This is a genomic window from Neolewinella aurantiaca, assembly GCF_008014675.1.
Taxonomy (GTDB): Bacteria; Bacteroidota; Bacteroidia; order Chitinophagales; family Saprospiraceae; genus Neolewinella; species Neolewinella aurantiaca.
Map to the genome: position 1 here is coordinate 91,669 of NZ_VOXD01000007.1, position 22,904 is coordinate 114,572.

Consider the following 22,904-nt stretch of genomic DNA (forward strand, 5'->3'; position numbering starts at 1 on the left):
GAAATACAGGTAAGCTTAAAACTGGAAAACCGCAAAGCCCTTCATCTGGCAGGTGGCAACGGTGGTAAGCATCGAAGTTGCTATTTCGACTTCAGGGAGCACCGTTTGGGTATCTACCTTTCTTCCTTTAAGCGATTGCCCGCAAACGGTGAGTTGAACTCCTGCCACCTTGAGCTCGCGGATCAGGTCGATGTTGGGGTTGTCGACGCCGAATTTCTCCTTGTAGGCGTCATTGCTTAGTACAGAATAGGTGGCTCCGCCGTGGATGGCCAGCACAACGGTCATTTGGTCATTGAAACCGCCTCCTGCTTCGTGGAGGTTGAGCATTCTGGCAACGTTATGAAGGCCAGCGCTGTATTGATCTGGTGCTTCGCTGCCGGTTTTCACGTCTACCACTATTTTGTACTCAATGCTACTGTCTGGGCGGACAGTAGCTTCGGGGATGGCGTAGATGCCACCAAAACTCGGTACGACGGGATTTATTTTCCCCTGGGCGCGGCCGCAGGTGCAAACAAAGGTCAGGAGGAGCAGTGTTTGGAGTAGTCTTGTCATTTTTTATCAGCTGGTTAGTGTCGCTATATTACAATTAATTTGGGCAAAGTCAACAAGAGGAAGGAGGGAGGCCTTTACTCCGGTTCGCACCCGGCTATTTACCTTTCCTTTGCACCCGCGCTCCGCGCCCGGCTTGTTTTCGTTGATCTTGCGCCTTTCCAAATTGAATGAAACTGAACCCAGAGGAGGAACAGGAGGTTATACACCCAACATCAATCTACTACTTTGACTCACTCTTACTCCCCAATTAGTTCTCTTCTCACCGTTACACTTGCACTGCTGCTTGCAGGATGTGCAAACTATCAGATTCATACGCTGGAAGACGAGCCGGGCCTGACGGCTGACGTAACTCCGGTGGGAGAACCCGAATATTCAACCTTTATGGTCGGCGATCTGGGGTACGATTATGAGCGTGGCCTCACCACGCTCGACGCCATGGTTCGGGCCATGCCCCCCGGCAAGAAGAAGAGTTCGCTGATGCTCCTCGGAGATATTACCGGCGAGAAAGGATTGCGTAAAAAAGACGGCGATGAGCGGGATCACCTCGATGCTATCGGTAAACTGCTCGGCAAAGTACCGGGCAAGGTGTTCTACACGCCCGGTGAGAACGAGATCGGTAACGACGGAAAGTTTGGCCGCCTGGACCGCCTGGAGGATTACTTCGACGACAACGAAGAGAAATTCGGCAAAAAGGTCCGTTTTATGCCCAACAACGTTTGTTCGGGGCCCGATGATGAAGAAATCTTTGAACGCGTCGGCTTGCTTGGTATCAATACTGCATGGTACATGGCCGACTGGACCCGCGACGAAGAAGTGAGCGAAGGTTGCGATTACCGCAACCGGGACGCCATGATGTTCGCCCTCATCGACGAAATAAAGGGCTACCGTGATCAGGTCAAAATTGTGATGATGCACCATCCGTTGCAGAGCAACGGCAACCGGGGCGGTAAATTCAGCCTGAGCCAGCATTTATTCCCGCTGGCCGACGTGATCCCCGGCGCTTACGTGCCTTTGCCCGGGGTTGGTTCGGTTGTTCGTGCCGTTCAGAGCGTTGGTGGTGGCCCGCAGGATATCCACAACCTGCGCTACCAGCAATTCATCAATAAGCTTAAATCAGGTATCGACGATGAAATCAACGTGATTTTTGTCAGTGGGCATGAGCATAACATGATGTTAGCGCACGAAAAAGAATACGTGAAAATAACCGCAGGGTCCGGCAGCGTTCGCGGTCCGGCAAACGGCGGAAACGATGCCAACTTCGTCGCCGGGCAAATCGGATACAGCCGCCTTGATTTCTATCCCGATGGCTCAGTATTCACCGGTTTTTATACCGTCGATGAAGCAGGTAACGATAAACGCGTTTACTACCGCCGGATCATCGAAAACCGCCACCTCCAACAAGACGAAAACATCGAGGAGGTACCCGTCGAAAAGCTCACAGACTCTCTGGTAATGGCATCTGTTTTCGGAGAAGAAAACCAGGAATCAACTGCTGCAGCCAAAACGATTCTGGGCCGCCACTACCGTGGCTTGTACAACGTACCCATCAAAGTTCCGGTGCTGAACGTGGAAGAGATCAACGGAGGCCTTACCCCTTACCGCCGCGGAGGGGGGATGGCAACCATGAGCCTTCATACCGCAGGGGGAGATGGGCACTTGTATCAGATGCGTTCGGTTCGGAAAAACCCGTCGCAGCTGCTGCCCAGCCTGCTGGAGCAGTCCTTCGCCGCAGACCTCGTGGCGGATGTCTTCACTTCCGTTCATCCTTATGCGCCGCTGACGTTACCACCGATGCAGAAAAAGCTTGGGCTGTACGGAGCAGACCCTGGCTTGTATTACGTCCCTAAACAGACAGGCCTGGGCGATTACAACACTAATTTCGGCGGAGAACTCTATTGGCTGGAGCAGCGACCGGATGAAGACTGGAGCGGTACCGAATTCTTTGGTGGAAGTAAAGAAATCATCAGTAACAACAGCATGCGCGAAGAGGTGCGCAAGAGCTGGAAAGAATACGTAGACGACAAGAACTTTGCCCGTGCCCGCCTCTTCGATATCTGGATCGGAGACTGGGACCGTCATCGCGACCAGTGGCGCTGGGCTGCCTTCCCGGACGGGAAACGCACCCGTTACGTAGCCGTTGCGCGCGACCGCGATCAGGTTTATTCCAACTACGACGGTCTGTTGCTCGGTATCGCCCGGGTATTTGTGGGCGAAGCCCGGAAATTCAGACCGTTTACCTATGAACTCGATAAAGTTAAATGGCGGGCTTTCAACGGTAAGTGGAACGACCGGGTTTTCCTCAATCAGATCACCCGCGAAGAAATGAAGGCCGAGGCGGAGACCATCGTGAATACCCTAACCGATGATGTAATTGACGAAGCCCTGGATAAATTTCCACCGGAAGTCAAAGATTACAGCCTCAGGAATGAGCTCATCGGTGAGAAACTGAAGTCACGCCGGGAAGCCCTCGTTAAGACCGCCGACGACTACTACCTCAACCTCGCAGCCCGCGTCAACGTACTGGGAACCGAGAAGGATGATTATATCACGGCTGAAGGACTGGAGAACGGCGATCTTCACGTACGGTTGTACGACGCCAAAAAGAAAGGGGGAGCAGACGAACTATACTACGACCGGGTTTTTCACGGAAACGAAACGAAAGAAGTTGTAATCTACGGCCTCGATGGCGACGATCATTTTGTGTTGGATGGTGCTAAAAGCACCATTTCCCTCCGCCTGATAGGCGGCACCGACGGAGATCTGGTAACTGCGAATGGAAGGCTGCGCGCCCGCGTCTACGATGAAGTGGATGGCATCAAGATGAAGGGGGAAACCAAAAACCTTATGGACAGGACCAGCGACGGGCATCCGGACCTGAACCAGTACGACTTTGAAGAATACAAACCTAATACTACAGTTCCCGTACCGGCTATCGGGTTCAACGTAGACGATGGAATATTCATCGGCGCAGGTTTTTCTACCACCCTCAACGGGTTTAAGCCTGATCCTTACTCCACGCGGCACACCTTTCTGGCTACGTACAGCACCAACGAATTCTACAAGCTCAAATACGACGGTATCTTCAATGACTTTTTCCACCGGAAAGTCGATCTCACGGTTAAGGGCCGTTACAATAGCCCCGGCTCCGTCGCCAACTTCTTCGGGATCGGCAACGAAAGCCCCGGTCAGCCCGAAGAAGGAGAAATCCCAGGACTGGACGAGGACGATGAACTGGAATACAACCGTGCCCGCCGCGAAGAGGTGCTCCTGAATCCTGAAATACGGTTCAGAGGCGAGAACAGCCGTCGCTCTTTCAGTGTAGGACCGTTTTACCAGTCTATCGGCCTGGATGATGATACACCGGAATATACCCTGATCCGAAATACTGATGGAATCCCCGATCGCGTATTCGACAAGCAGAACTACGCAGGTATCGGCGCTCACTTCTCGGTCAACAGCCTTGCTATTCCGCTCATGGCCGATAACGGGCTGAAGTATGATCTCTACGCAAAGCATACCTGGAACCTCGACAACAGCGACCTGACGAACTTCAAGATTGGTGGTCAGTTCAGTTTCTACCGGATGGTCACCAAAGCGATCAACTTTGCTACCCGCGTAAGTTTCGAACACAATGAAGGCACACCGGAGTACTATCAGCTGGCCAGTATGGGAGGAGGCGTGAACTACCGCGCCGCCCGTGCCGACCGCTACCTGGGCCATACTTTGTTTACCCACAACGTCGACCTGCGTTTTCTCGGCTTTTCGCTGGGTAAGAAAGAAGCGCCAACCATTGCCGGCTTTATTCTCGGTTTCGACTATGGTCGCGTTTGGCTTGAAGGTGAAGAAGAAAGCGACATGTGGCACATCGGCTACGGTGGTGGCCTGTGGGCCGCCCCGCTCGGAGCAACGATCTTAAGCCTCACTTACTTTCAGGACAGTGAGCAAAAGCGAATCGCTTTTGCCGCGGGCTTCCCTTTCTAAGCAATCACTTAATAATACCTTTGATGTCGACTACCGGTACCAAACCGGCAGCTTCCCGCTACGAACCTTAACTTACCCGGGTTAACACGATCCAATACTCGTTTATGAGCCTTTTAGAAAAGCCGAATCTTATCTCACTTCTTATTCTGAGTGGTGTTGTGATCATCGCCGGTGGCTATGGCCTCATCACTTATACCCAGGGCCCCGAGATGGAACACTACGACGTCGATGCCGATCATGAGTTCGGTTTTGACTTCGAGCGCCCCAGCAATTCGGTGGACCTGCCCAATGATCTCGAAGAAATCAGCGGGCTTGCCAACTGGTTCGTCGAAGACGATGTAATCGCTGTTCAGGACGAAGACGGAATCCTGTTCATTGTAGATACCCAAACCGGGAATGTCAAATCTGACTTTAAATTCGGGAAGGACCGGGACTACGAAGGTCTCGCAAGGGTCGACAGCATGGTGTATGTCCTCGAAAGAGATGGCGACATTCACCATCTTAAATACCAACCCGGGCAGGAAGTCTACGAATCTAAGAAACTGGAAACCGATTTCAGTTACCGCAATGAAACGGAGGGAATCTGTTATGACGAGCGCACGAACAGCCTCCTCATTGTACCCAAAGATCAGGAACTGAACCCTCAGGACGAAGACTACCGGCACGGCGTTTATGCGTTAGATCTCGAAACGAAAGAACTGGAACCGCAACCACGGTTCTACGTCGATGAATTTGCCATCGGCGAAGTAGTCTACGGTAAGCGCAAACCTTACAAGATGAAACCCAGCGGAGTGGCTGTGGATCCACTAACCGGAGATGTCTACGTAATTGCTTCTGTCGGTAACATCATGGTAGTGATTGACCGGGAAAGTAACATCAAGCAAATCGAACTGCTAAAAGAGAAAACCCTTACTCAGCCCGAAGGTATTACCTTTAACCGTGCCGGAGACCTGTTCATCAGCAGCGAAGGCCGTGGTGGTAAAGCGGTAATTGTTACCTTCCGGCGGAATGAAACAAGTGGCAAATCAAAGCCGAAGTAAAAGCAACCTAATGAGTAAGGACGACTCGAAGAAAAATGAAAAGCCGGAAGTCAGCCAAACACTGGCTTCGGCAAGGGCTTATGTGAAGCGCCGCTTCAATGAGGAGCTTGCGCCGATCTACCTGTTTCATAACTTCACGTATTCGGTAGAAGTAGGCGAAAAAGCAGCAGAGCTTGCGAAAAAGTCAGGCCTCGGTGAAGCGGAGGCCGAACGGCTTCATATCGTAGGTTTATTTTATCCTTTAGGCTTCATCGGCGGCGAGAAGGAAGTATGGCTGCGGTCAGGTACTGAAATGCGGAAGTGGGCCAAAGACGCCAACTACTCCCTGGAGGGGGCTGATAAATGGATCACCGCTGCGCAAAAGGCAACCGAGGAAAGCCCTCTGCCTGTACGGCTCCTGCACGATGCCGCGTGGGGATGGTTGGGCCGCAAACGCTACGACCGGCGCTATGATCTCCTGCAAATGGAACGGCAGGGCCGTACCGGAAAGGAAGGGGACCCGGTCGCTTTCGGGCAGGAAATGCAGGAAAAACTATTGCATTTCAGATACCTCACCACCGCAGGGCGCGAGGAATTCGACAAGCGCCGCCGCAAGAATGCCACCGATCAGCACAGCGACAACTACAAGATCACTCAGGATGAAATGAAAGCCCGGACGGGCAAAAATTTTGGCCGGGGGATCGATACCATGTACCGGGTTTCCTTCCGGAACCACATCACGCTCAGCCGCCTGGCCGACGGAAAGGCCAATATGATGATCTCGATCAATACCATCATCCTATCCATCGTCATCACCGTTTCCGGAGCGAGTCTCAGCTTTTTCGAAGAAACATTTTTTGAAAATCCCGAGTTCCTGATCCCAATCATCAGCCTGCTGCTCAGCTCTCTGATCGCGGTTGTTTTCGCTGTTTTTTCTGCCCGCCCCAGTGTAACCGAATATAGGGTGAAGAAGGATAAACTGATCAAAAGTAAAGAGGCAAGTCTGCTCTATTTCGGCAATTTTCTCAAGCTCGAAAAGAATGAGTTCATCGAATATATGTCGACGATGAAGCTCGATCAGAACTCGCTGTACGATGACCTGGCCCGCGACCTTTATGACCTTGGTGCAGTCATGCACAGGAAATACCTGCTCCTCACCATCAGTTATAATACGTTCGTTGGCGGATTAGCACTGGCAGTGCTCTCTTTCCTTACGGTTTACCTCCTGAACATTCTCTGAGACTGAAGCGGATCGGTAATCTTCTGTTTATAGTTTTCAACGGTCTTCCCGTCCGGCGCGAACGCAGGTGCAAAGTAAGTTGGCCGGAAGTAGATCAAGACTGGAGTGATTTTTCTTTCTCAGCACAACAAGCTATAAAGGCTTGGAGGAGCGAAGAAGCTGCTGTTGGAAGTATTAGGCCTTCAAGACATAATTGGTCTAAATACAATATGGGCAAGCTTAATACAAGGCAACGCTGAACCTGTGATCTCCACTATGGGTCACCGTAAATAGCATCGTTGTATCTGAAAATCAGTGGTTTATAGCGTAAGTGCTTTTCGGCGGCCATACTGATTACAGTAGGTGCTGAACCGGTATAGTACCAGGTGTAGGGGGCTGTTCCATGGTGACGCAATCGAATTTAGCGAAATTTCGCTAATCTACTCTTGCTAAGCACGGCCACATAGTTTACCTTTGGCGACATGGTACAGTCGATCATTTTTATTTTAGTTTCCGTTGCTGCACTTGGTTATGCATTCTGGCAGTTTCGACAGGTTTACCTCAACATTCAGTTGGGCAAGGAAGAAACCGTTGAAGGTCCGGTCGCTGAGCGCTGGAAAAATATGTTCCTCGTTGCGATGGGACAGAAGAAGATGTTTAAGCGGATCATCCCTGCGGTTCTTCACCTGATGCTTTACGTAGCGTTTGTGTTCACCCAAATTGAACTGCTTGAAATTTTCATCGACGGGATATTCGGTGTTCACCGCTTCTTTGCCGAACCGCTCGGAGGGCTCTATACCTTTATCATCAGCACCATCGAGATTCTCTCGGTTCTTGCTTTTGTAGCGACGCTGATTTTCCTCATCCGTCGTAACATCCTGTTCATTCCCCGCTTCAATAAGCCGGAGATGACTGGTTGGCCCAAACTCGACGCCAACCTTATCCTGATCTTCGAACTCATCCTGTTGCTTTGCATTTTTACCATGAACGGTACCGATGAAGTGCTGCAGCGACTAGACCCCGCGCATTACCCGGATACCCACCTGGCCATCACCGGCTGGCTCGGCCCGATGATTTTCGGAGGACTGGAACAAGGAACACTCGAAGTGCTGGAGCGCATCGGTTGGTGGGGCCATATCATTATGGTCTTCGTGTTCCTCAATTACCTGCCTAAGTCCAAGCATCTGCATATTTTGCTCGCGTTCCCTAATACCTGGTACGCACGCCTGAAGCCTAAAGGCGAGATGATCAATATGCCGGAGATCATGAACGAGGTGAAAACAATGATGGGCCTCGGCGATCCCGATGCCCCGGAACCAGATATGAACGCTGAACTCCCTGAGTTCGGTGCTAACGACATCTTCGAAATGAGCCGCATCGACCTCCTGGGCGCTTACAGCTGTACCGAATGTGGGCGTTGTACCTCAGTTTGCCCGGCCAATATTACCGGAAAGAAGCTGAGCCCCCGGAAGATCGTGATGGACGTACGCGACCGCAGCGAGCAGGTTGGTGCCAACATCCGTTCCGGCAACGCTGAATTCGCTAAAGACGCCAGCCAGCCCGTTTCTGCGGACAACTACGACGACGGTAAGAACCTCTGGGACTTCATCACCCGCGAAGAGATTCACGCCTGTACCACTTGTAACGCCTGTGTGGAAGCATGTCCGGTACTGATCAATCCGCTGGAGATGATCATGAAGCTCCGCCGTCACGAAATACTTACGGAAGCCGCCGGCCCTCAGGATTGGCTGCCTCTGTTCAACTCAATCGAAAACCAGCAGCGCGCCTGGTCGGTTGGTACATCCAGAACCGCCTGGGCTGAGGAATAAGTAAGTGGACAGGGTCATGTGCTTACCGCCTCGCACATGTATCCTCACCCGAAGTGTGAGCTCCTGTACAGGAAACGGGAGTCACACCGTTCTTACCAGAAGTGCCGCTACTAAAGCCTTTTCTGTCATCACTTCCTTACCTCCTTTATCTCCTTAATGTCCTTTATTCCTTTGCTATGACTGTTAAAACAATGGCCCAGTTTGCCGCCGAAAATAAAATCCCGGAGATTCTTTTTTGGGTTGGTTGTGCAGGCTCTTTCGACGACCGCGCCCAGAAGGTTACCCGCGCCTTCGCAGAAATACTGACCTCTGCCGGCATCGAATTCGCGGTTCTCGGAGATGAGGAAGCCTGCACCGGCGACCCCGCCCGTCGGGCAGGGAATGAGTTCCTTTTCCAGATGACGGCCCTCCAGAATATCGAAACGCTGAATATGTACGGCGTTAAGAAGATGGTCACTGCCTGCCCTCATTGCTTTAATACCATCAAGAACGAATACCCCGCACTCGGAGGACATTACGACATCGTGCATCACACCCAGTTGCTGCAGGAACTCATCGACAACGGCCGCATTAAGATGACCGGCGGTGGCGAGTTCAAGGGCCGTCGTATTACCTACCACGACAGTTGCTACCTCGGTCGTGCCAACGGTATCTACGAAGCACCCCGCGATGTACTTCAGTCTCTCGATACCCAACTGGTGGAAATGAAGCGCTCCAAAACCAACGGTCTGTGCTGCGGCGCCGGTGGCGCCCAGATGTGGAAAGAGGACGAGCCGGGCGACAAGCGGATCAACATGGAGCGCGTCGAGGAAGCGCTCGGTACGGGAGCGGATGTGATTGCTGTCAACTGCCCCTTCTGTCTCACGATGATGTCTGACGGTGTAACCGCCAAGGAAGGCGGAGCAATGGTTTATGACCTGTCTGAGTTGATCGTGGGCGGAATGGCGAAATAAGCTCTTTAACAGCACATTACTCTGCATTTTGGGCTCCCTCTGCGCTGAGCCTTAGGCGAAATTTGTTGGACAGGGTGGGGGAGAGTTGGAAAATGATAACCGTAGAGTAGTGTGGTTTAACAGACCTTAACCCAACCCTAACAGAATCAGAAAGGGAGGCAGTTTATCTTCATCCGGGAAACCTGACCCGAGATGAAACACCTTTACTTTTTTGCCCTGCTTTTAACTTTTACCGGCTGCTTGTCCGTCCCCGAGTTGCTTGAAAAGGGACGCTTTGCGGAAGCGTACGAACTTGCTTACAAACACTGCACCCGCGGCCGCGCCCCTTCGGTAAAACAGTTGGATCAATTCGTTGCTGCCTACGCTGCCGTCCAGGCCAGCGATCAGGCGTCGGCAGCTTCGTTGGCACAAAAGAGTGACCCCAAAAAGTGGGCACCGCTCTACGAGATTTATAATGATCTTTACCAACGGAGCATCGATGTTATCAACATTGTTCCGTCTGCGGCGCGCTTTGACCGCTACCCGAATCTCGCTCCGGCTCACCTGGAGCAACTGAGGGAAGAGGCACGCAAGAAGGCGGGAAGGTATTATCTCGCTTTAGTGGAACAGTTGCTTCCGGCGGCGCGCGCCATGGAAAAACCCGCTGCCCGCGAGGCTTTTTGCCTGCACGAACGGATTGCCTATTTTTTGCCGGAACGCAACGAAGAATTTGCTCCGCTGCGCGACAGTTTGGTCGACATCGGTACCCTCCGGATTTTACTTTATGCCCCGGAAGGGGATTATGCGCAGGAAATGCACAACGTACTACCGTTGCTAAAGCCGATCTCCCGTAGCTGGACCGAAATATCAACCTGGCAAACTGGCAAACGTATCGACCTTGAAGCCGAACTTGTATTCGATGATTATTCCGATAGTGGTGTTCAGGAGCGGTGCTCAACCACAGAATACGAGGAAGAGGTGCTTGATTACGTAGAGAAAAAAGAAGAAGAGGTTCGCATCAATGACAGCACGGTGATAACGAGAGTGGTGGAAATAAACCATTACAAAAAGGTCTACGCCTCGGTCACGGCGTGTAGACAAACCTGCAACGTCCGGGCCTACGGAAAACTGGATGTGTACTACCCGGCCTCGAATAAACCCGAGTGGCGTACCAGGGTAGGCGGATCGGCTAATTGGTCGAACAAGTACAGTTACGGAAGCGGTGATAGCCGGGCGTTACCGGCGTTTGCAAATTCGGGGCGCCCGTCGCACCCGCCATCCCTCGGTAGCATGCTGGCCAGTGCTGTTGCTGATCTTCCTTCTGCTGCACAGCGACAGCTGGCACAGCGGTATGCACCAAAAAATAAGAAATTCGCAAAGGCACAAAAAGCTTATTCCTGGCAATAGCGAAACTGCGTACGACTCCCGGGAACCAGGGCGCGAACGCAGGTGCAATGCTTGCTGTACAGTCGGTTAAAACTCTACCTTGAACACGTGCGCGGGCCACTTCCACGGATCGAGTTCCACGTAATTGGAATTGCTGTTCCACCAGTACTGACTGCCGGTCAGCAAATCTGTAACCCGGAAGCCGTTCTCCCCGAGCAGGTCTTTAGGAACCCGGACGTGGCCACCCTGGCGGTTGTCCTGATCGAAGTTTACGATGGTCCAGATGAAACTGGAGCGATCTTCGGACCACTTGATGTAACTGAGCAGGTTGGGGTTTTCGGAGCTTGTAAAGCGGATATTATTGGTCTGCTGCAAAGCAGCGTTCTCCCGGCGGGCTCTGTTGATGATCCGGTAAGCCTGCGTGATCCGGTTTTCGTACGTCCAGTCGTAATGGCGGACCATGTATTTTTCCGAATCGTAGTATTCTTCTTTGCCGTTGGTGTTGCCGCGGTTTTCCATTAGTTCATAACTCGGTCCGTAAAGGCCGTAAGAACTGGAAAGCGTTGCTGCGAGCAGTAGCCGTTTGATGAACTGGGGCTGCTTGGCGCCCATCATTTCGTAAGCCAGGATGTCGGGCGTGTTGGGCCAGAAGTTGGGCTGCATCGTTTGGGACAGCTCACCTGAGGTGAGCTCTTCGAGGTACTCCTGCATTTCGTGCGGGGTGGTCCGCCAGGTGAAGTAGGTGTAACTCTGCTGGAAGCCCCGTTTAGCCAGCTCGGCCATGATGGCCGGGCGGGTAAAGGCTTCGGCCAGGAAGATGACATCCGGGAACTTCTTGTTCGTCTCTTCGATGATGTATTCCCAGAAGCGGTAGGGCTTCGTATGTGGGTTGTCGACCCGGAACACCGTAATACCGGCTTTGCACCAGTAAATCACCACCGAGAGTAATTCTTTCCACAGGGCTTTATGGTCAGATGTCTCGAAGTTGATCGGGACGATGTCCTGGTATTTCTTGGGTGGGTTCTCGGCGTACATGATTGTTCCGTCCGGCCGCCAGATGAACCATTCGGGATGTTCCTCGATGTACGGGTGGTCCGGAGCGCACTGGAACGCGAGATCGAGGGCGATGTCGATGCCGTAGTTCGTCTTCGCGTTATTGATCAGTGCTTGGTAATCGTTGATGTCTCCCAGCTCGGGCAGGAGTGCTTTATGGCCGCCTTCGGCGGCACCGATGGCCCAGGGGCTTCCCGGCTCACCTTCCAGCGCGTTGGTTGCGTTGTTACGGCCTTTGCGGTTCTTGCGCCCAACGGGGTGAACGGGAGGCATATACAAAACGTCAAAACCGAGGTCGCTGATTCGGGGCAGCAGGTTCTCTACGTCTTTAAAAGTGCCGGCGCGGTTAATATCGGGAGAGGCTGATCGCGGAAAGAGCTCGTACCAGGCGCTGAAGCGCTCCCGCTGGCGACCTACTTTTACTTTAAGGTCGTGGTCGTAAATCGTTTCGTACTGGCGGAGAGGATATTTTTTGAGCAGCTCAGCAAACGGACTGCTGAGTACGTAATTGACTGCCTGACTTTCATCTTCCTGCCCAAGGCTCTTCACCGCATCGTTTACTTCAAGTGCTTCCTTTCCTTTTAGCTTGTTGGCTACTTCGTTGAGGAAGTTAGCACCAATTACGAGTTCCACGCCCATTGGCTGGCCGTCGGCCTGCTTCTTCTTGAATCCGCTGAGCCATGTCTTCAGGTGGTCCACCCAGGAAACGAGCCGGTACTGATAAACAGCCTGTTCGGTTACCTGAAAGCTGGCCGACCAGGCATCGTTGCCTTCGTCTTCCATTTCAACGGATGTCCATTTGCGGGCTTTAGCCGTCTTGTATTCAACTACAGCACGCAGGTAGTCGTGTCCGTCTCCGAAGATATTAGCAGTGACGTGAACCCACTCGCCTACAACTTTTTGAATCGGGAATCTGCCGTTGTTAACCTCGGGGCTTACGTTATCAATTACTGAACGGTTCTGCATAGCTGAAAGATAAAATTTGAAGGTCCAATGTTAGCTAAAAATGTATAAAGGAGGATGGCGGCGGATGTTCGTTTTCTGAGTGGATAATTCAGTGGCCGCAACAGGAAATTGCAGCGTTGTGGTCAGTGCTTCCGTAATCGGGGACGATGACCACAACGCTGCGCTTCAATAATTTCGTTATTTGACGAGTGTCATTTCTTCCACCAGGTGAGGCGCGCCGCCCAGTTTATCGATAAGGAAGAGAACGTAGCGGATGTCGACCATGATGTTCCGGCAAATAGACGGGTCGTAGTTTACATCGCTCATGGTGCTCTGCCAGGTCCGGTCAAAGTTAAGCCCCACGAGGCGTCCTTTGGCGTCGAGTGCCGGGCTACCGGAGTTGCCACCGGTAGTGTGGTTAGAACCGAGGAAGCAGACGGGAAGCTTACCGTTTTTCATTGCGTACTTTCCGTAATCTTCGTTTTTATGCAGTTCGATGAGGTCGAGCGGGAGGTCGAATTCGTAGTCTCCGGGTTGGTACTTGGCGATGACGCCGTCGAGATCAGTGATGTAATCGAACTTCTTGCCGTCCAGCCCGGTGAAACCTTCGACCTTACCGTAGCTCACCCGCATGGTACTGTTGGCATCGGGGTAGAGGCGTTTTTCGGGGAAGAACAGCATGAGCCCTTTCATGTACTGGCGTTGCAGCGGCTCAGCCCGCTGCTGGATCTCGTTGTAAATGTTGATCACTCTTTTCTCGTTGTGCTGGTTGAGTTGTGCAACGTAGACATAACCCATATCGCCACGGAGAAGGTCAAGCGCATTTTCGGGGTCGTTCTTCAGCAGGGCAATGAGCCGGTCACCTTTGGTAAGATAGCTGCGCTGAAACAGGTCGGTGATCATCCGGTCCATGCTGCCCGCAAATTCCACCTGGTCGCGGGAGTGGAAACTCAGGTGCTTTTCCGGTACGTTCTCGTAGTAGACGGGGAGGAGTGCTTTAGCGACCTCCATATCTACCTTAGGATTGTAACCTTTATAGAATCCTTCCAGGTAACCGATGATAGCCGGCAGGCGCTGCTTAAAGGCTTCGATGCCATTGTTGTCCGCAATCTTTACCTGACGGCGCAGGATGTTTGCGATGCGGAACATATCGATGTTGTAGTTCAGTTCGCCGGAGTAAGCATTGGTTTTGGCTACTTCTTCCTGGCGGGTTACGAGGTCGTTGATCTGACCAAGCAGGGGAGTGTAGATTTTAGACTTTACGGGCTTGGGCTCCAGGCGGTTCATGAACTCGCGCTCCATTGCCCGACGCTTTTCTATACCATTTACAGCAGCTACGCCTTCGCTTTCTCCCCGCCATTTTTTCCAGGCGTTTGCGATCCGGGCCTGCTTGCTGGCGTAGTCGATTTTGATTTGTGCGTCGGCGCGCATAGCTGAGTCGATTACCGCAAGGCTGAGGTCCCGCATCCCGATCCGGATCGGGTTGATTACTTCGGTCCGTTGCTGCATCGCATCTGCGGAGAGGTACTGATCGGTACGGCCGGGAAACCCGAAAATCATGGAGAAATCACCCGGCTTCACACCTTCCAGGCTTACTTCCAGGTGCTTCTTTGGCTTCATGGGGATGTTATCCGCGCTGTATTCTGCCGGGCTACCGTCGGGAGCGGTGTAAATTCTAAACAAGCTGAAATCACCGGTGTGCCGTGGCCATTCCCAGTTGTCGGTGTCGGCACCGAATTTGCCGATTGACGACGGCGGCGCTCCCACAAGGCGTACATCGCTGTAGCGCTTGGTGACGAAAGCAAAATACTGATTGCCGTTGTAGAAAGGCTTAACGATCAGCTCTTCGTGTGCTTTCAGTTCAAAGTTCTCTTTGGTGCTTTTCAGGTTTTCAGCAATCAGTTTGGAACGCTCATCTTCAGACATGTCGTCGTAGACGTTGTTCAGGACTTTGCCCGTCACGTCTTCGATTCGCTCGATGAACATCACGTACAGGCCCGGGTTGCTTTTTTCTGCGGATTTTGATTGCGCATAAAAACCATTTTCCAGCAGGTTGTCTTCCAGAGTCGAATGGTCCTGAATGGCACTGAAACCGCAATGATGATTGGTAAGCACGAGGCCCTGGTCAGAAATTACTTCGCCGGTACAAAAGCCACCAAAGTGGACGATTGCGTCTTTCAGACTCCCCTGGTTGATGCTGTAAATATCCTCGGCAGTGATTTTCATCCCCATTCCTTTCATTTCCTCTTCGTTGAGGTTTTCAAGGAGAAGGGGCAGCCACATTCCGCCTCCGGCGGAAAGAACCAGGGGCAGCAAAAGGAATGGAAGTGCGAACAATAGTTTACGCATGATTGAATTGGTTTTATTTGGTTTGTCAGAATCGGGTTCTCTATGCTTCTATCCCTGCGTATTCCCGCAGGTACTGGAAGTCAGGCCCCAGCTCTCCGTTTATGGTTACACTGGCCCGTTGCAAAATGTCAGAATGCTCTTTTTTGAACTCGGGAAGGATTTTTTCGATGAAGGTTGCACCGAAGGCTTCGCTGGCGTCCCGGGGCAATTCGCTCGGTAGATTGTCGATCGACATTACATCTACCGCTGAAGGGGTGAATGCGTCTACCGCTTTTCCCGTCTTAGGGTCGTAGCCGAACACAGGGTCGGCGATGGTGGATGCAAACAGAGTGGATGGAACGCTGGCTGCGGGCGCAATATCGCAGGTTACATCACCAATTACCTGAATATTGAAGTCCTCTTTTTGCATGTCTTCGGCGGTGAAGAAGGCGGGGGCTTTGCCGTCCCAAAATATACCGTTTATGAACACGTCCGCCACTTCTGTATAGGGTAAAAATGCCGATTGGTATTCTTCGCTGTTGCGGTAGAAATGGTATTTATCGATTGGCTTCCCGTCGGGGTGTTTCGCATAGTCCCGGACGTGCAGCTGGGTGAAAACGGCTTCGCCTTCTCCGTTGAGGAAGTCGCGCGGACTAACTTTTTTCAGGCCAATGTCTTCCAGTACCCGCGCGGCTCCCTTGCCCACGCGGCCGGTTCCGGTAAGGACCACCCTGAAGGGAGGCAACTCAAGCTTCGCGTACACTTCTTTGGCGGCGGCGTAATCATGGACTGCGTTGAGGCGGGGGAGCGTGAAGGTACCCGTCCGCTGGGCGTAGGTCCAGATCGCGTTGTGGGCACCTACCATGCCCGCCCAGTAGCCGAAGGCAATCAGGCGGTTACCTTTTTCTTCGGTCAGGTATTCGTAATCGATGTGGGTGATGCCTTTGTCCAGAAAAGCCCGCATCAGCTTCTGGTTATAGGGTTGCTCCTTGGCCACATGGGCAAAAAAGCAGTAAGTTTTACCGGGGATCAGTTTGTCAACCGGGACTTCTTTTACGCCCAGTAAAAGATCCCGGTCATCAATTTTTTCCACAACAGGAACTCCCAGGTCGGCATATTCGTGGTCTTTGAACGTACGTCCCTCACTGGGTTGTACCACAATATCTATGCCATCGTTACGCAGTTGGGCAACCTGCTTTGGGGTCAGCGGAACCCTGGCGTCGGGCGGATTTTTTTCTTCACGGATTACAGCGATGGAAGGGTAGGGCATATAGACTCTTGGTTAGGTGAGCGGATAATTGTGGTGATTTTGCCGCTCTGGTTTTGGTTGGGGCGCTGCATTTTCAGGCGCGAACGCAGGATGCAAGGTACGGTATCGGCAGCGTTTTTTAACCGAGACTTAGTCGTCCTGCAAACACCCAAGAAATCAATCCTGAAGTGGCCAGCGGACGTTGCTGAATTAGGGCCTGATTTTGTTTGGGACAACAACGGCCCGCTTCTGTTTTAGGACGCTCTGGTTTCAAGCTAGTTGGGGTCCTTTCATGCCTTACGGCAATTGAAGTTGCCGCCTGTAATCAGCAAAATCCCTTCGGGATTGTTCAGGACTAGACTACGGGTATGCGATCGCTCTACCTGTGTCTTTACTCCGAATTCGATGGTCCGGACGTAACTATAAACGTCAGTTGGGCCACATCTCATTTGCTGGAAGTTTCAGATGACCAGGTGAATGGCCGCAGGCAGAACCCTCACAATTACGGGCCGTCCGGATTATAGGCTCAGGATTTCCTGAAGTAACTGAGCCAGCCATTGTCTATCCACTTGTGATCGGGGAAAGATGATTTCTGAATGTAATACACTACCGCGCCCAGGCAGAGCCCCAACGCTGCGCCAACGGTTACATCGCGGAGGAAATGGAACAGAAGATACATCCGGCTGAAGGCCACCATGGTGGCCAGCAAAAAGCAGAAAGCACTGATGGAAAGCTTGCCCCTCCGGGCATTGAAGGCCAGGAAGCTATACAGCGCAAAGGCCGAAGTCGCGTGTCCGCTGGGGAAGCTGCTGCCTGCATCCCAGCTGCGCCATTCTTCTTCGAACAGGTTCAGCGAATGCCAGATTTCCTCGTAATTGTCGAAGAACCAACGCATCGGCCGGGCCTGGGCGAAGATGATCTTAAGTGTGCCGGCGGTAACGCCGGCAAAAACTCCCGTCAGGACGATGAAAATGCCTTTGCGGTAACTGAAAGCAGTGACCATGATGATGGCCAGCAGGTAGGCTTCAGGCTCAGCGAAGTGGGTCCCGATCTTGAAAAACACATCCCAGAACGGGGTTCGCATTTTATTGATGGCTACCAGGGTGTCTCCCTGATTGCGGGAAAGCAGCATGATGGCGTTGTAGATCAGGTACAGTAGTGTACCGCCTATAAACAACCAATTGTTGCGAAAGAGACGTACTATACTCCGTTCGGCTTTGGAGTCGGGGGGCAGTGTCGACATAACTGCAAGGTATAATGCAATGGTCGGAGATCGGTAAGGCCAAAGAGGAAATTCGGTGGGAGTGTCGGCATTGTAAGTTTCTCGTGGGTGTTCTACACCCGAGCAGAGAGGAGTTTAGCGGAATGAAAACTCCCCGGCAATTTGGAAATTCCGTCTTTGCAACCCTACCTTGCAGCCATGCAAACAATAACCCGTAACAACTGGTGGTGGCTTCAAGATACTCTCCGAGCATCCTGAACGGCCTTCGTTTGTGTAAAACAAAGAAATTTTAAGCCCGTCGGATTTGCTCCGTCGGGCTTTTTTTTTTGCCCTTAAACTTACATTGCACCCTGCGGCCGCGCCTGATATGCCCCGGTCGCACAGCGAAAAATAATTATGTCAACGATTACAGCTACTCCTCCTAAAACAAAAATCAACGTCCGTACCAAACGGATGAATGCCGATCATCTGACCCCCGTGATGCTTTATCTGGCGGTACGCGATGAATTTACCGACCCTGTTCTGCTGGAGTCCAACGAGGCCCGCGATAATGAGCACTACTACTCGATTGTCGGCCTCGAAACGCTCGCTTCTTTTTCTGTTGATGATCGTATCATCACGACCCGCAAGCACGGGCAGTGGGCCCACGAAGAGGCCGTCGGAAATGCAGATACTGTGTCGCACCGGCTGCACGATTTTCTCGGTGGATTTGAACTCGATTACGCCGATACAGACCCCATCGTAAAGCAATTTAACGGACTGATCGGGCATACCAATTTCGAAGGCGTTCAGTATTTCGATACATTGACCTTCGATAATAAAAAGGTGTTGCGGGCACCGGATATGCGGTACCATCTGTACCGTTACATTCTTATTTTTCACCACTACCGCGACGAGCTGATCATAATTGAAAATCAGCCCGAGGGCGAAGAGAGTGGATCCGATAAAGTTGAAGCTGCTATAAAACGGGGCGGAGGCGTTCATCCTTTTCGGCGCCACGGCGAGGACAGCAGTAACATGACGGATGAGGAGTACATGGAAATGGTGAAAACCGGGAAGCACCATTGCCGTATCGGAGACGTATTTCAGATCGTGCTCAGCCGCCAGTTTCAGCAATCCTTCCGGGGCGACGAGTTCCAGGTCTACCGGGCCCTGCGGAGCATAAACCCATCGCCGTATCTCTTTTACTTCGATTACGGCGATTACCGGATAATGGGGTCGAGCCCCGAAAGCCAGATGGTTATCGGTGGGGGAATCGCGCGCCTGAACCCTATTGCAGGAACCTATCGCCGCACGGGAGACAAGGCAAAAGACGAAGCGGCCACCAAAGAACTACTGGCAGACCCGAAAGAAAACGCTGAGCACGTGATGCTGGTAGACCTGGCGCGGAACGATTTGAGTCGGCACACCAAACGGGTGACGGTGAAAAGCCTGCGCGAGGTTCATTACTACAGCCACGTAATTCACCTTGTCTCTACGGTGGAAGGGGAGCTTGACCGTACGGACCAAACCGTCCGCATCTTCGGGGATACCTTCCCCGCCGGCACGCTTTCTGGTGCCCCGAAGTATAAAGCCATCGAACTGATCAATAAATACGAAAACCAGCAACGCGGTTTTTACGGAGGGGCCATCGGGCTGATCGATTTTGCGGGAGGTATGAACCAGGCGATCCTGATTCGGTCTTTCTTCAGCCAGGACAACACCCTGTACTACCAGGCCGGAGCGGGCGTGGTCGCTGCCAGCGATGAGCACTCCGAAATGAGGGAAGTGTACCACAAGCTGGGCGCGCTGACCAAGGCACTCGACAAAGCAGAAACGCTTTAGAAAACCATTTTTGCCAAGCCAGGCTTTAAGGGCCGTAAACTTAGCCGTAAACAACGACCATGAAAATTTTAATTCTAGATAACTACGACTCATTCACCTACAACCTCGTGCAGTACATCGAGGAAGAAACCGGCGGTGAAGTAGATGTTTTCCGTAACGATAAAATCTCCCTCGAAGCAGTTGGTGCTTACGATCTTATTGTGTTGAGCCCGGGCCCCGGCATCCCCGCAGAAGCAGGGATTATGCCCGAACTGATTAAGAAATACGCAAGTGAAAAAGTGATTTTCGGGGTATGTCTCGGTCACCAGGCGATCGGTGAAGCCTTCGGTGGTGAACTGATTAACCTCGCTGAGGTTCATCATGGTATCGAAACCGAAATGACGCGTACAACCACCGATGATGTCCTCTTCGCCAATGTCCCGGAGACCTTCAACGCCGGCCGTTACCACAGTTGGGTGATTGATCCGAAAACGTTGTCTGAAGAACTCGTCGTAACCGCTACCGGAGAATACGGCGGCGTGATGGCACTACAGCACCGGTCTTTTCCAATCTTTGGTGTCCAGTTTCACCCCGAGTCTATCATGACGGAGCACGGACGACTGATGATCCACAATTTGGTGCAGTTCACCAAAGACAGACTTGAAGGGAAGGAGTGGGAAGGTATGACTATCCACGGTCGCCCGCCACTCAAGTCGGACTCAACGAGCTCTATATACGGCCGGTTCGGCAACATTTCCGGCTCAATAAACTTATAACGCGAATAAGGCGGAACCCCGCCTTTTTACTGATCCCCTCCCAACTCCGCCTGAGCCTGTTCTCAGGCAAGAACAGGGAGGCTGCAAAAAAAACTATTATGTCAAAAAATATTCACACCGAAATAGACGACCGCGGCTACTACGGTCGGTTTGGTGGCGCTTTTATCCCTGAAATGCTTCATCCCAACGTTGAGGAACTACGGACCAAGTATCTGGGAATGATTGCGGAGCCTGACTTTAAAAAAGAGTTTGACGCGCTCCTCAAAGATTACGTTGGCCGGCCCAGTCCGCTTTACTTCGCCAAGCGAATGAGTGAGCATTATGGGACCAATATTTACCTGAAGCGGGAAGACCTTAACCACACCGGAGCGCACAAGATCAACAATACCATCGGGCAGATTCTGGTCGCCCAGCGCCTGGGTAAGAAACGAATCATTGCGGAAACCGGAGCTGGTCAGCACGGTGTGGCAACCGCCACGGTTTGTGCCCTCGTTGGTCTGGAGTGCATCGTCTACATGGGAGAGATTGATATAGCACGCCAGGCACCCAACGTTGCCCGTATGCGGATGCTGGGGGCGGAGGTGCGCCCTGCGTTATCTGGTTCTAAAACCCTGAAGGATGCTACCAACGAAGCTATCCGCGACTGGATCAACAACCCGGAAGACACGCATTACATCATCGGCTCGGTGGTGGGTCCGCATCCTTACCCGGATATGGTTGCGCGCTTCCAGAGCGTAATCTCCGAAGAGATGAAATGGCAGCTGCAGGAGCACACCGGCCGCGACTATCCCGATGCGATCGTAGCCTGCGTTGGAGGAGGAAGTAACGCCGCAGGTGCTTTTTACCACTACCTCAACGACCAGCGGGTACGACTCGTCGCCGTTGAAGCGGCCGGCATGGGCGTTGATACCGGAGAATCTGCCGCTACTTCGGTGCTGGGCACCGAAGGGATCATTCATGGCTCCCGTACCCTTTTGATGCAAACCGAAGACGGACAGGTAATCGAACCTTACAGCATTTCGGCGGGTCTGGATTATCCGGGAATTGGTCCGCTCCACGCTTTTTTGATCGACTCAAAGCGGGCCGAAGCCATTGCCGTTACCGACGAAGACGCGCTGGCAGCAGCACTCTTTACGGCCAGAACTGAAGGCATCATTCCCGCCCTGGAAACTGCCCACGCGTTTGCTGCTCTCGATCAGATGAAATATGGTAAAGACGACGTAGTGGTCGTATGTCTTTCCGGACGCGGCGACAAAGACCTGGCGGCCTTCACCACCTACCTGGACGGGCTGTAGCCATAAGAATGGTTCCTACCTGCCTTCGGGCCGGACGGCGCACCGCGCCAATCTCTACTGCTTTGCTGTACGTAAGGTAGTAGCGGTTGTGTGTCCGCCACGCCTACCGCCTCCGAAGGATCAGAGAACCAATTCACTTCCTCAAAAAAAATATCAATGAACCGACTCAGCAAGCTATTTACAGCGAAAGATAAAAACCTCCTGAACGTTTACTTTACTGCCGGCTACCCGGAACTGGACAGTACCGAAACCATCATCCGCAGTCTGGCGGAGTCCGGAGCCGACCTGATCGAGGTTGGTGTACCTTACTCCGACCCGATGGCAGACGGAGAGACGATCCAGAACTCGAGCATGCAGGCGCTCAAAAACGGGATGACACTGGACATCCTCTTCCAACAACTTACATCGGCCCGTGAGCACACGGAGGTTCCTATGGTGATGATGGGCTACTTCAACCAGGTGATGCAGTACGGCCCCGAGCGTTTTTGTAAAGCAGCGCACGAAGCCGGCGTAGACGGGCTCATTCTTCCGGACCTTCCGGTGTATGAATACGAGACAGAATTCAAAGCCATTGCCGAGAAGTACGACCTTCAGGTAACGTTTCTGATTACCCCTCAAACGTCGAGCGAGCGAATCAATAAAATCGGAGCCCTGAGTACCGGTTTCATCTACGTCGTTTCGAGCAGCAGCATCACCGGTAAAAGCGGAGGGATTACGGAAGAGCAGAAAGCTTACTTCGCACGCATTGCTTCGCTCAACCTTCCCCAACCCCGCCTGATTGGTTTTGGTATCAGCGACGCTAAGAGTTTCCGGACCGCCTGTGAGTACGCAAACGGTGCCATTATCGGGAGTGCATTCATCCGGGCTTTAGCGGGAGAACATGACGTGGCGGCTGCCACAGCCGCTTTTGTGGGCCGCATTCTGGGGCCGGTGGAGTAAGGCTATAACCGTCACCTTTCACTAATTGCGTACAAGCTGATCAGGAAAAATATAACGACTTAAATTGGCCCCATAGATCAAGCCTGTGATCGTATCTTTTATTTTGTTAAATCGTAAGTGGTTGTTTTATAGTTCTTTCAGCAAAAGAATTACAAAACTTCGCCAAGGATTATTTCAAGACTTTTTGCCCGTTTCATTTGTGAGCGCGGCGGCTGTGTCCTAATTTTACCAGCGGAAGGATATCAAACCTCTGGTTCTCCTTCCCAGATTTAGCAGCTTAACGGCTGTCTGAGATTTATTTGGTATCAGTAAGTTGGAACGAGCCCCGCCGGATGTACTGGCGGGGTTCTTTGTTTGTTACCGATGAAGGAGTTAT

14 protein-coding genes and 1 pseudogene are annotated in these 22,904 nt (G+C 52.3%); 10 read left to right on the forward strand and 5 right to left on the reverse strand.

Annotation, left to right across the window (positions count from 1 at the left end; genetic code table 11):
- Positions 1 to 15 precede the first annotated feature (15 nt).
- A complete protein-coding gene (locus tag FUA23_RS06395) occupies positions 16 to 552 on the reverse strand; it encodes a DsrE family protein (RefSeq protein ID WP_147929897.1) in 537 nt (178 codons plus the stop codon).
- Between the two features lie 225 nt (positions 553 to 777).
- Between FUA23_RS06395 and FUA23_RS06400 the strand changes: the two genes are divergently transcribed.
- The 6 genes from FUA23_RS06400 (at position 778) to FUA23_RS06425 (ending at position 10,939) form a co-directional block, all read left to right on the forward strand.
- On the forward strand, positions 778 to 4,533 hold the full coding sequence (locus tag FUA23_RS06400; protein ID WP_147929898.1) for a BamA/TamA family outer membrane protein: 3,756 nt from the start codon (positions 778 to 780) through the stop codon (positions 4,531 to 4,533).
- Positions 4,534 to 4,637: 104 nt separating this feature from the next.
- Positions 4,638 to 5,573, forward strand: coding sequence for an SdiA-regulated domain-containing protein (locus FUA23_RS06405; protein WP_147929899.1), 936 nt, complete (start codon positions 4,638 to 4,640; stop codon positions 5,571 to 5,573).
- Between the two features lie 10 nt (positions 5,574 to 5,583).
- Positions 5,584 to 6,792, forward strand: coding sequence for a Pycsar system effector family protein (locus FUA23_RS06410; RefSeq protein WP_147929900.1), 1,209 nt, complete (start codon positions 5,584 to 5,586; stop codon positions 6,790 to 6,792).
- Positions 6,793 to 7,253: 461 nt separating this feature from the next.
- Entirely contained in the window at positions 7,254 to 8,600 is a 1,347-nt protein-coding gene (locus FUA23_RS06415; protein WP_147929901.1) for a (Fe-S)-binding protein, read from the forward strand.
- 176 nt (positions 8,601 to 8,776) lie between these two features.
- On the forward strand, positions 8,777 to 9,553 hold the full coding sequence (locus FUA23_RS06420; protein WP_147929902.1) for a (Fe-S)-binding protein: 777 nt from the start codon (positions 8,777 to 8,779) through the stop codon (positions 9,551 to 9,553).
- Positions 9,554 to 9,745: 192 nt separating this feature from the next.
- A complete protein-coding gene (locus FUA23_RS06425; RefSeq protein ID WP_147929903.1) occupies positions 9,746 to 10,939 on the forward strand; it encodes a hypothetical protein in 1,194 nt (397 codons plus the stop codon).
- Between the two features lie 66 nt (positions 10,940 to 11,005).
- Here the strand turns inward: FUA23_RS06425 and FUA23_RS06430 are convergent, their stop codons facing one another.
- The 4 genes from FUA23_RS06430 to FUA23_RS06445 form a co-directional block, all read right to left on the reverse strand.
- Positions 11,006 to 12,937 (reverse strand): maltotransferase domain-containing protein, encoded by a 1,932-nt coding sequence (locus tag FUA23_RS06430; protein ID WP_147929904.1) that lies wholly within the window; start codon positions 12,935 to 12,937, stop codon positions 11,006 to 11,008.
- A 177-nt stretch (positions 12,938 to 13,114) separates the two neighbouring features.
- The gene (locus FUA23_RS06435) at positions 13,115 to 15,265 is read right to left on the reverse strand and encodes a S46 family peptidase (protein ID WP_147929905.1); all 2,151 of its coding nucleotides are present in this window, start codon (positions 15,263 to 15,265) and stop codon (positions 13,115 to 13,117) included.
- A 40-nt stretch (positions 15,266 to 15,305) separates the two neighbouring features.
- Positions 15,306 to 16,514, reverse strand: coding sequence for an NAD(P)-dependent oxidoreductase (locus FUA23_RS06440; protein WP_147929906.1), 1,209 nt, complete (start codon positions 16,512 to 16,514; stop codon positions 15,306 to 15,308).
- A gap of 505 nt (positions 16,515 to 17,019) precedes the next feature.
- Entirely contained in the window at positions 17,020 to 17,736 is a 717-nt protein-coding gene (locus FUA23_RS06445) for a phosphatase PAP2 family protein (RefSeq protein ID WP_147929907.1), read from the reverse strand.
- 375 nt (positions 17,737 to 18,111) lie between these two features.
- Here FUA23_RS06445 and FUA23_RS06450 point away from each other — a divergent pair, with 375 nt between their 5' ends.
- The 4 genes and pseudogenes from FUA23_RS06450 (at position 18,112) to trpA (ending at position 22,528) form a co-directional block, all read left to right on the forward strand.
- Positions 18,112 to 19,539, forward strand: coding sequence for an anthranilate synthase component I family protein (locus FUA23_RS06450; protein WP_147929908.1), 1,428 nt, complete (start codon positions 18,112 to 18,114; stop codon positions 19,537 to 19,539).
- Between the two features lie 59 nt (positions 19,540 to 19,598).
- A pseudogene (locus FUA23_RS06455) lies at positions 19,599 to 20,162 on the forward strand (anthranilate synthase component II); the annotation flags it as partial.
- Positions 20,163 to 20,392: 230 nt separating this feature from the next.
- Positions 20,393 to 21,589: a tryptophan synthase subunit beta gene (gene trpB / locus FUA23_RS06460; RefSeq protein ID WP_222706995.1), complete on the forward strand. Its 1,197-nt coding sequence runs from the start codon at positions 20,393 to 20,395 to the stop codon at positions 21,587 to 21,589.
- 156 nt (positions 21,590 to 21,745) lie between these two features.
- Complete coding sequence (gene trpA / locus FUA23_RS06465) at positions 21,746 to 22,528, forward strand: tryptophan synthase subunit alpha (RefSeq protein ID WP_147929910.1); 783 nt, start codon at positions 21,746 to 21,748, stop codon at positions 22,526 to 22,528.
- Positions 22,529 to 22,904: the final 376 nt, after the last annotated feature.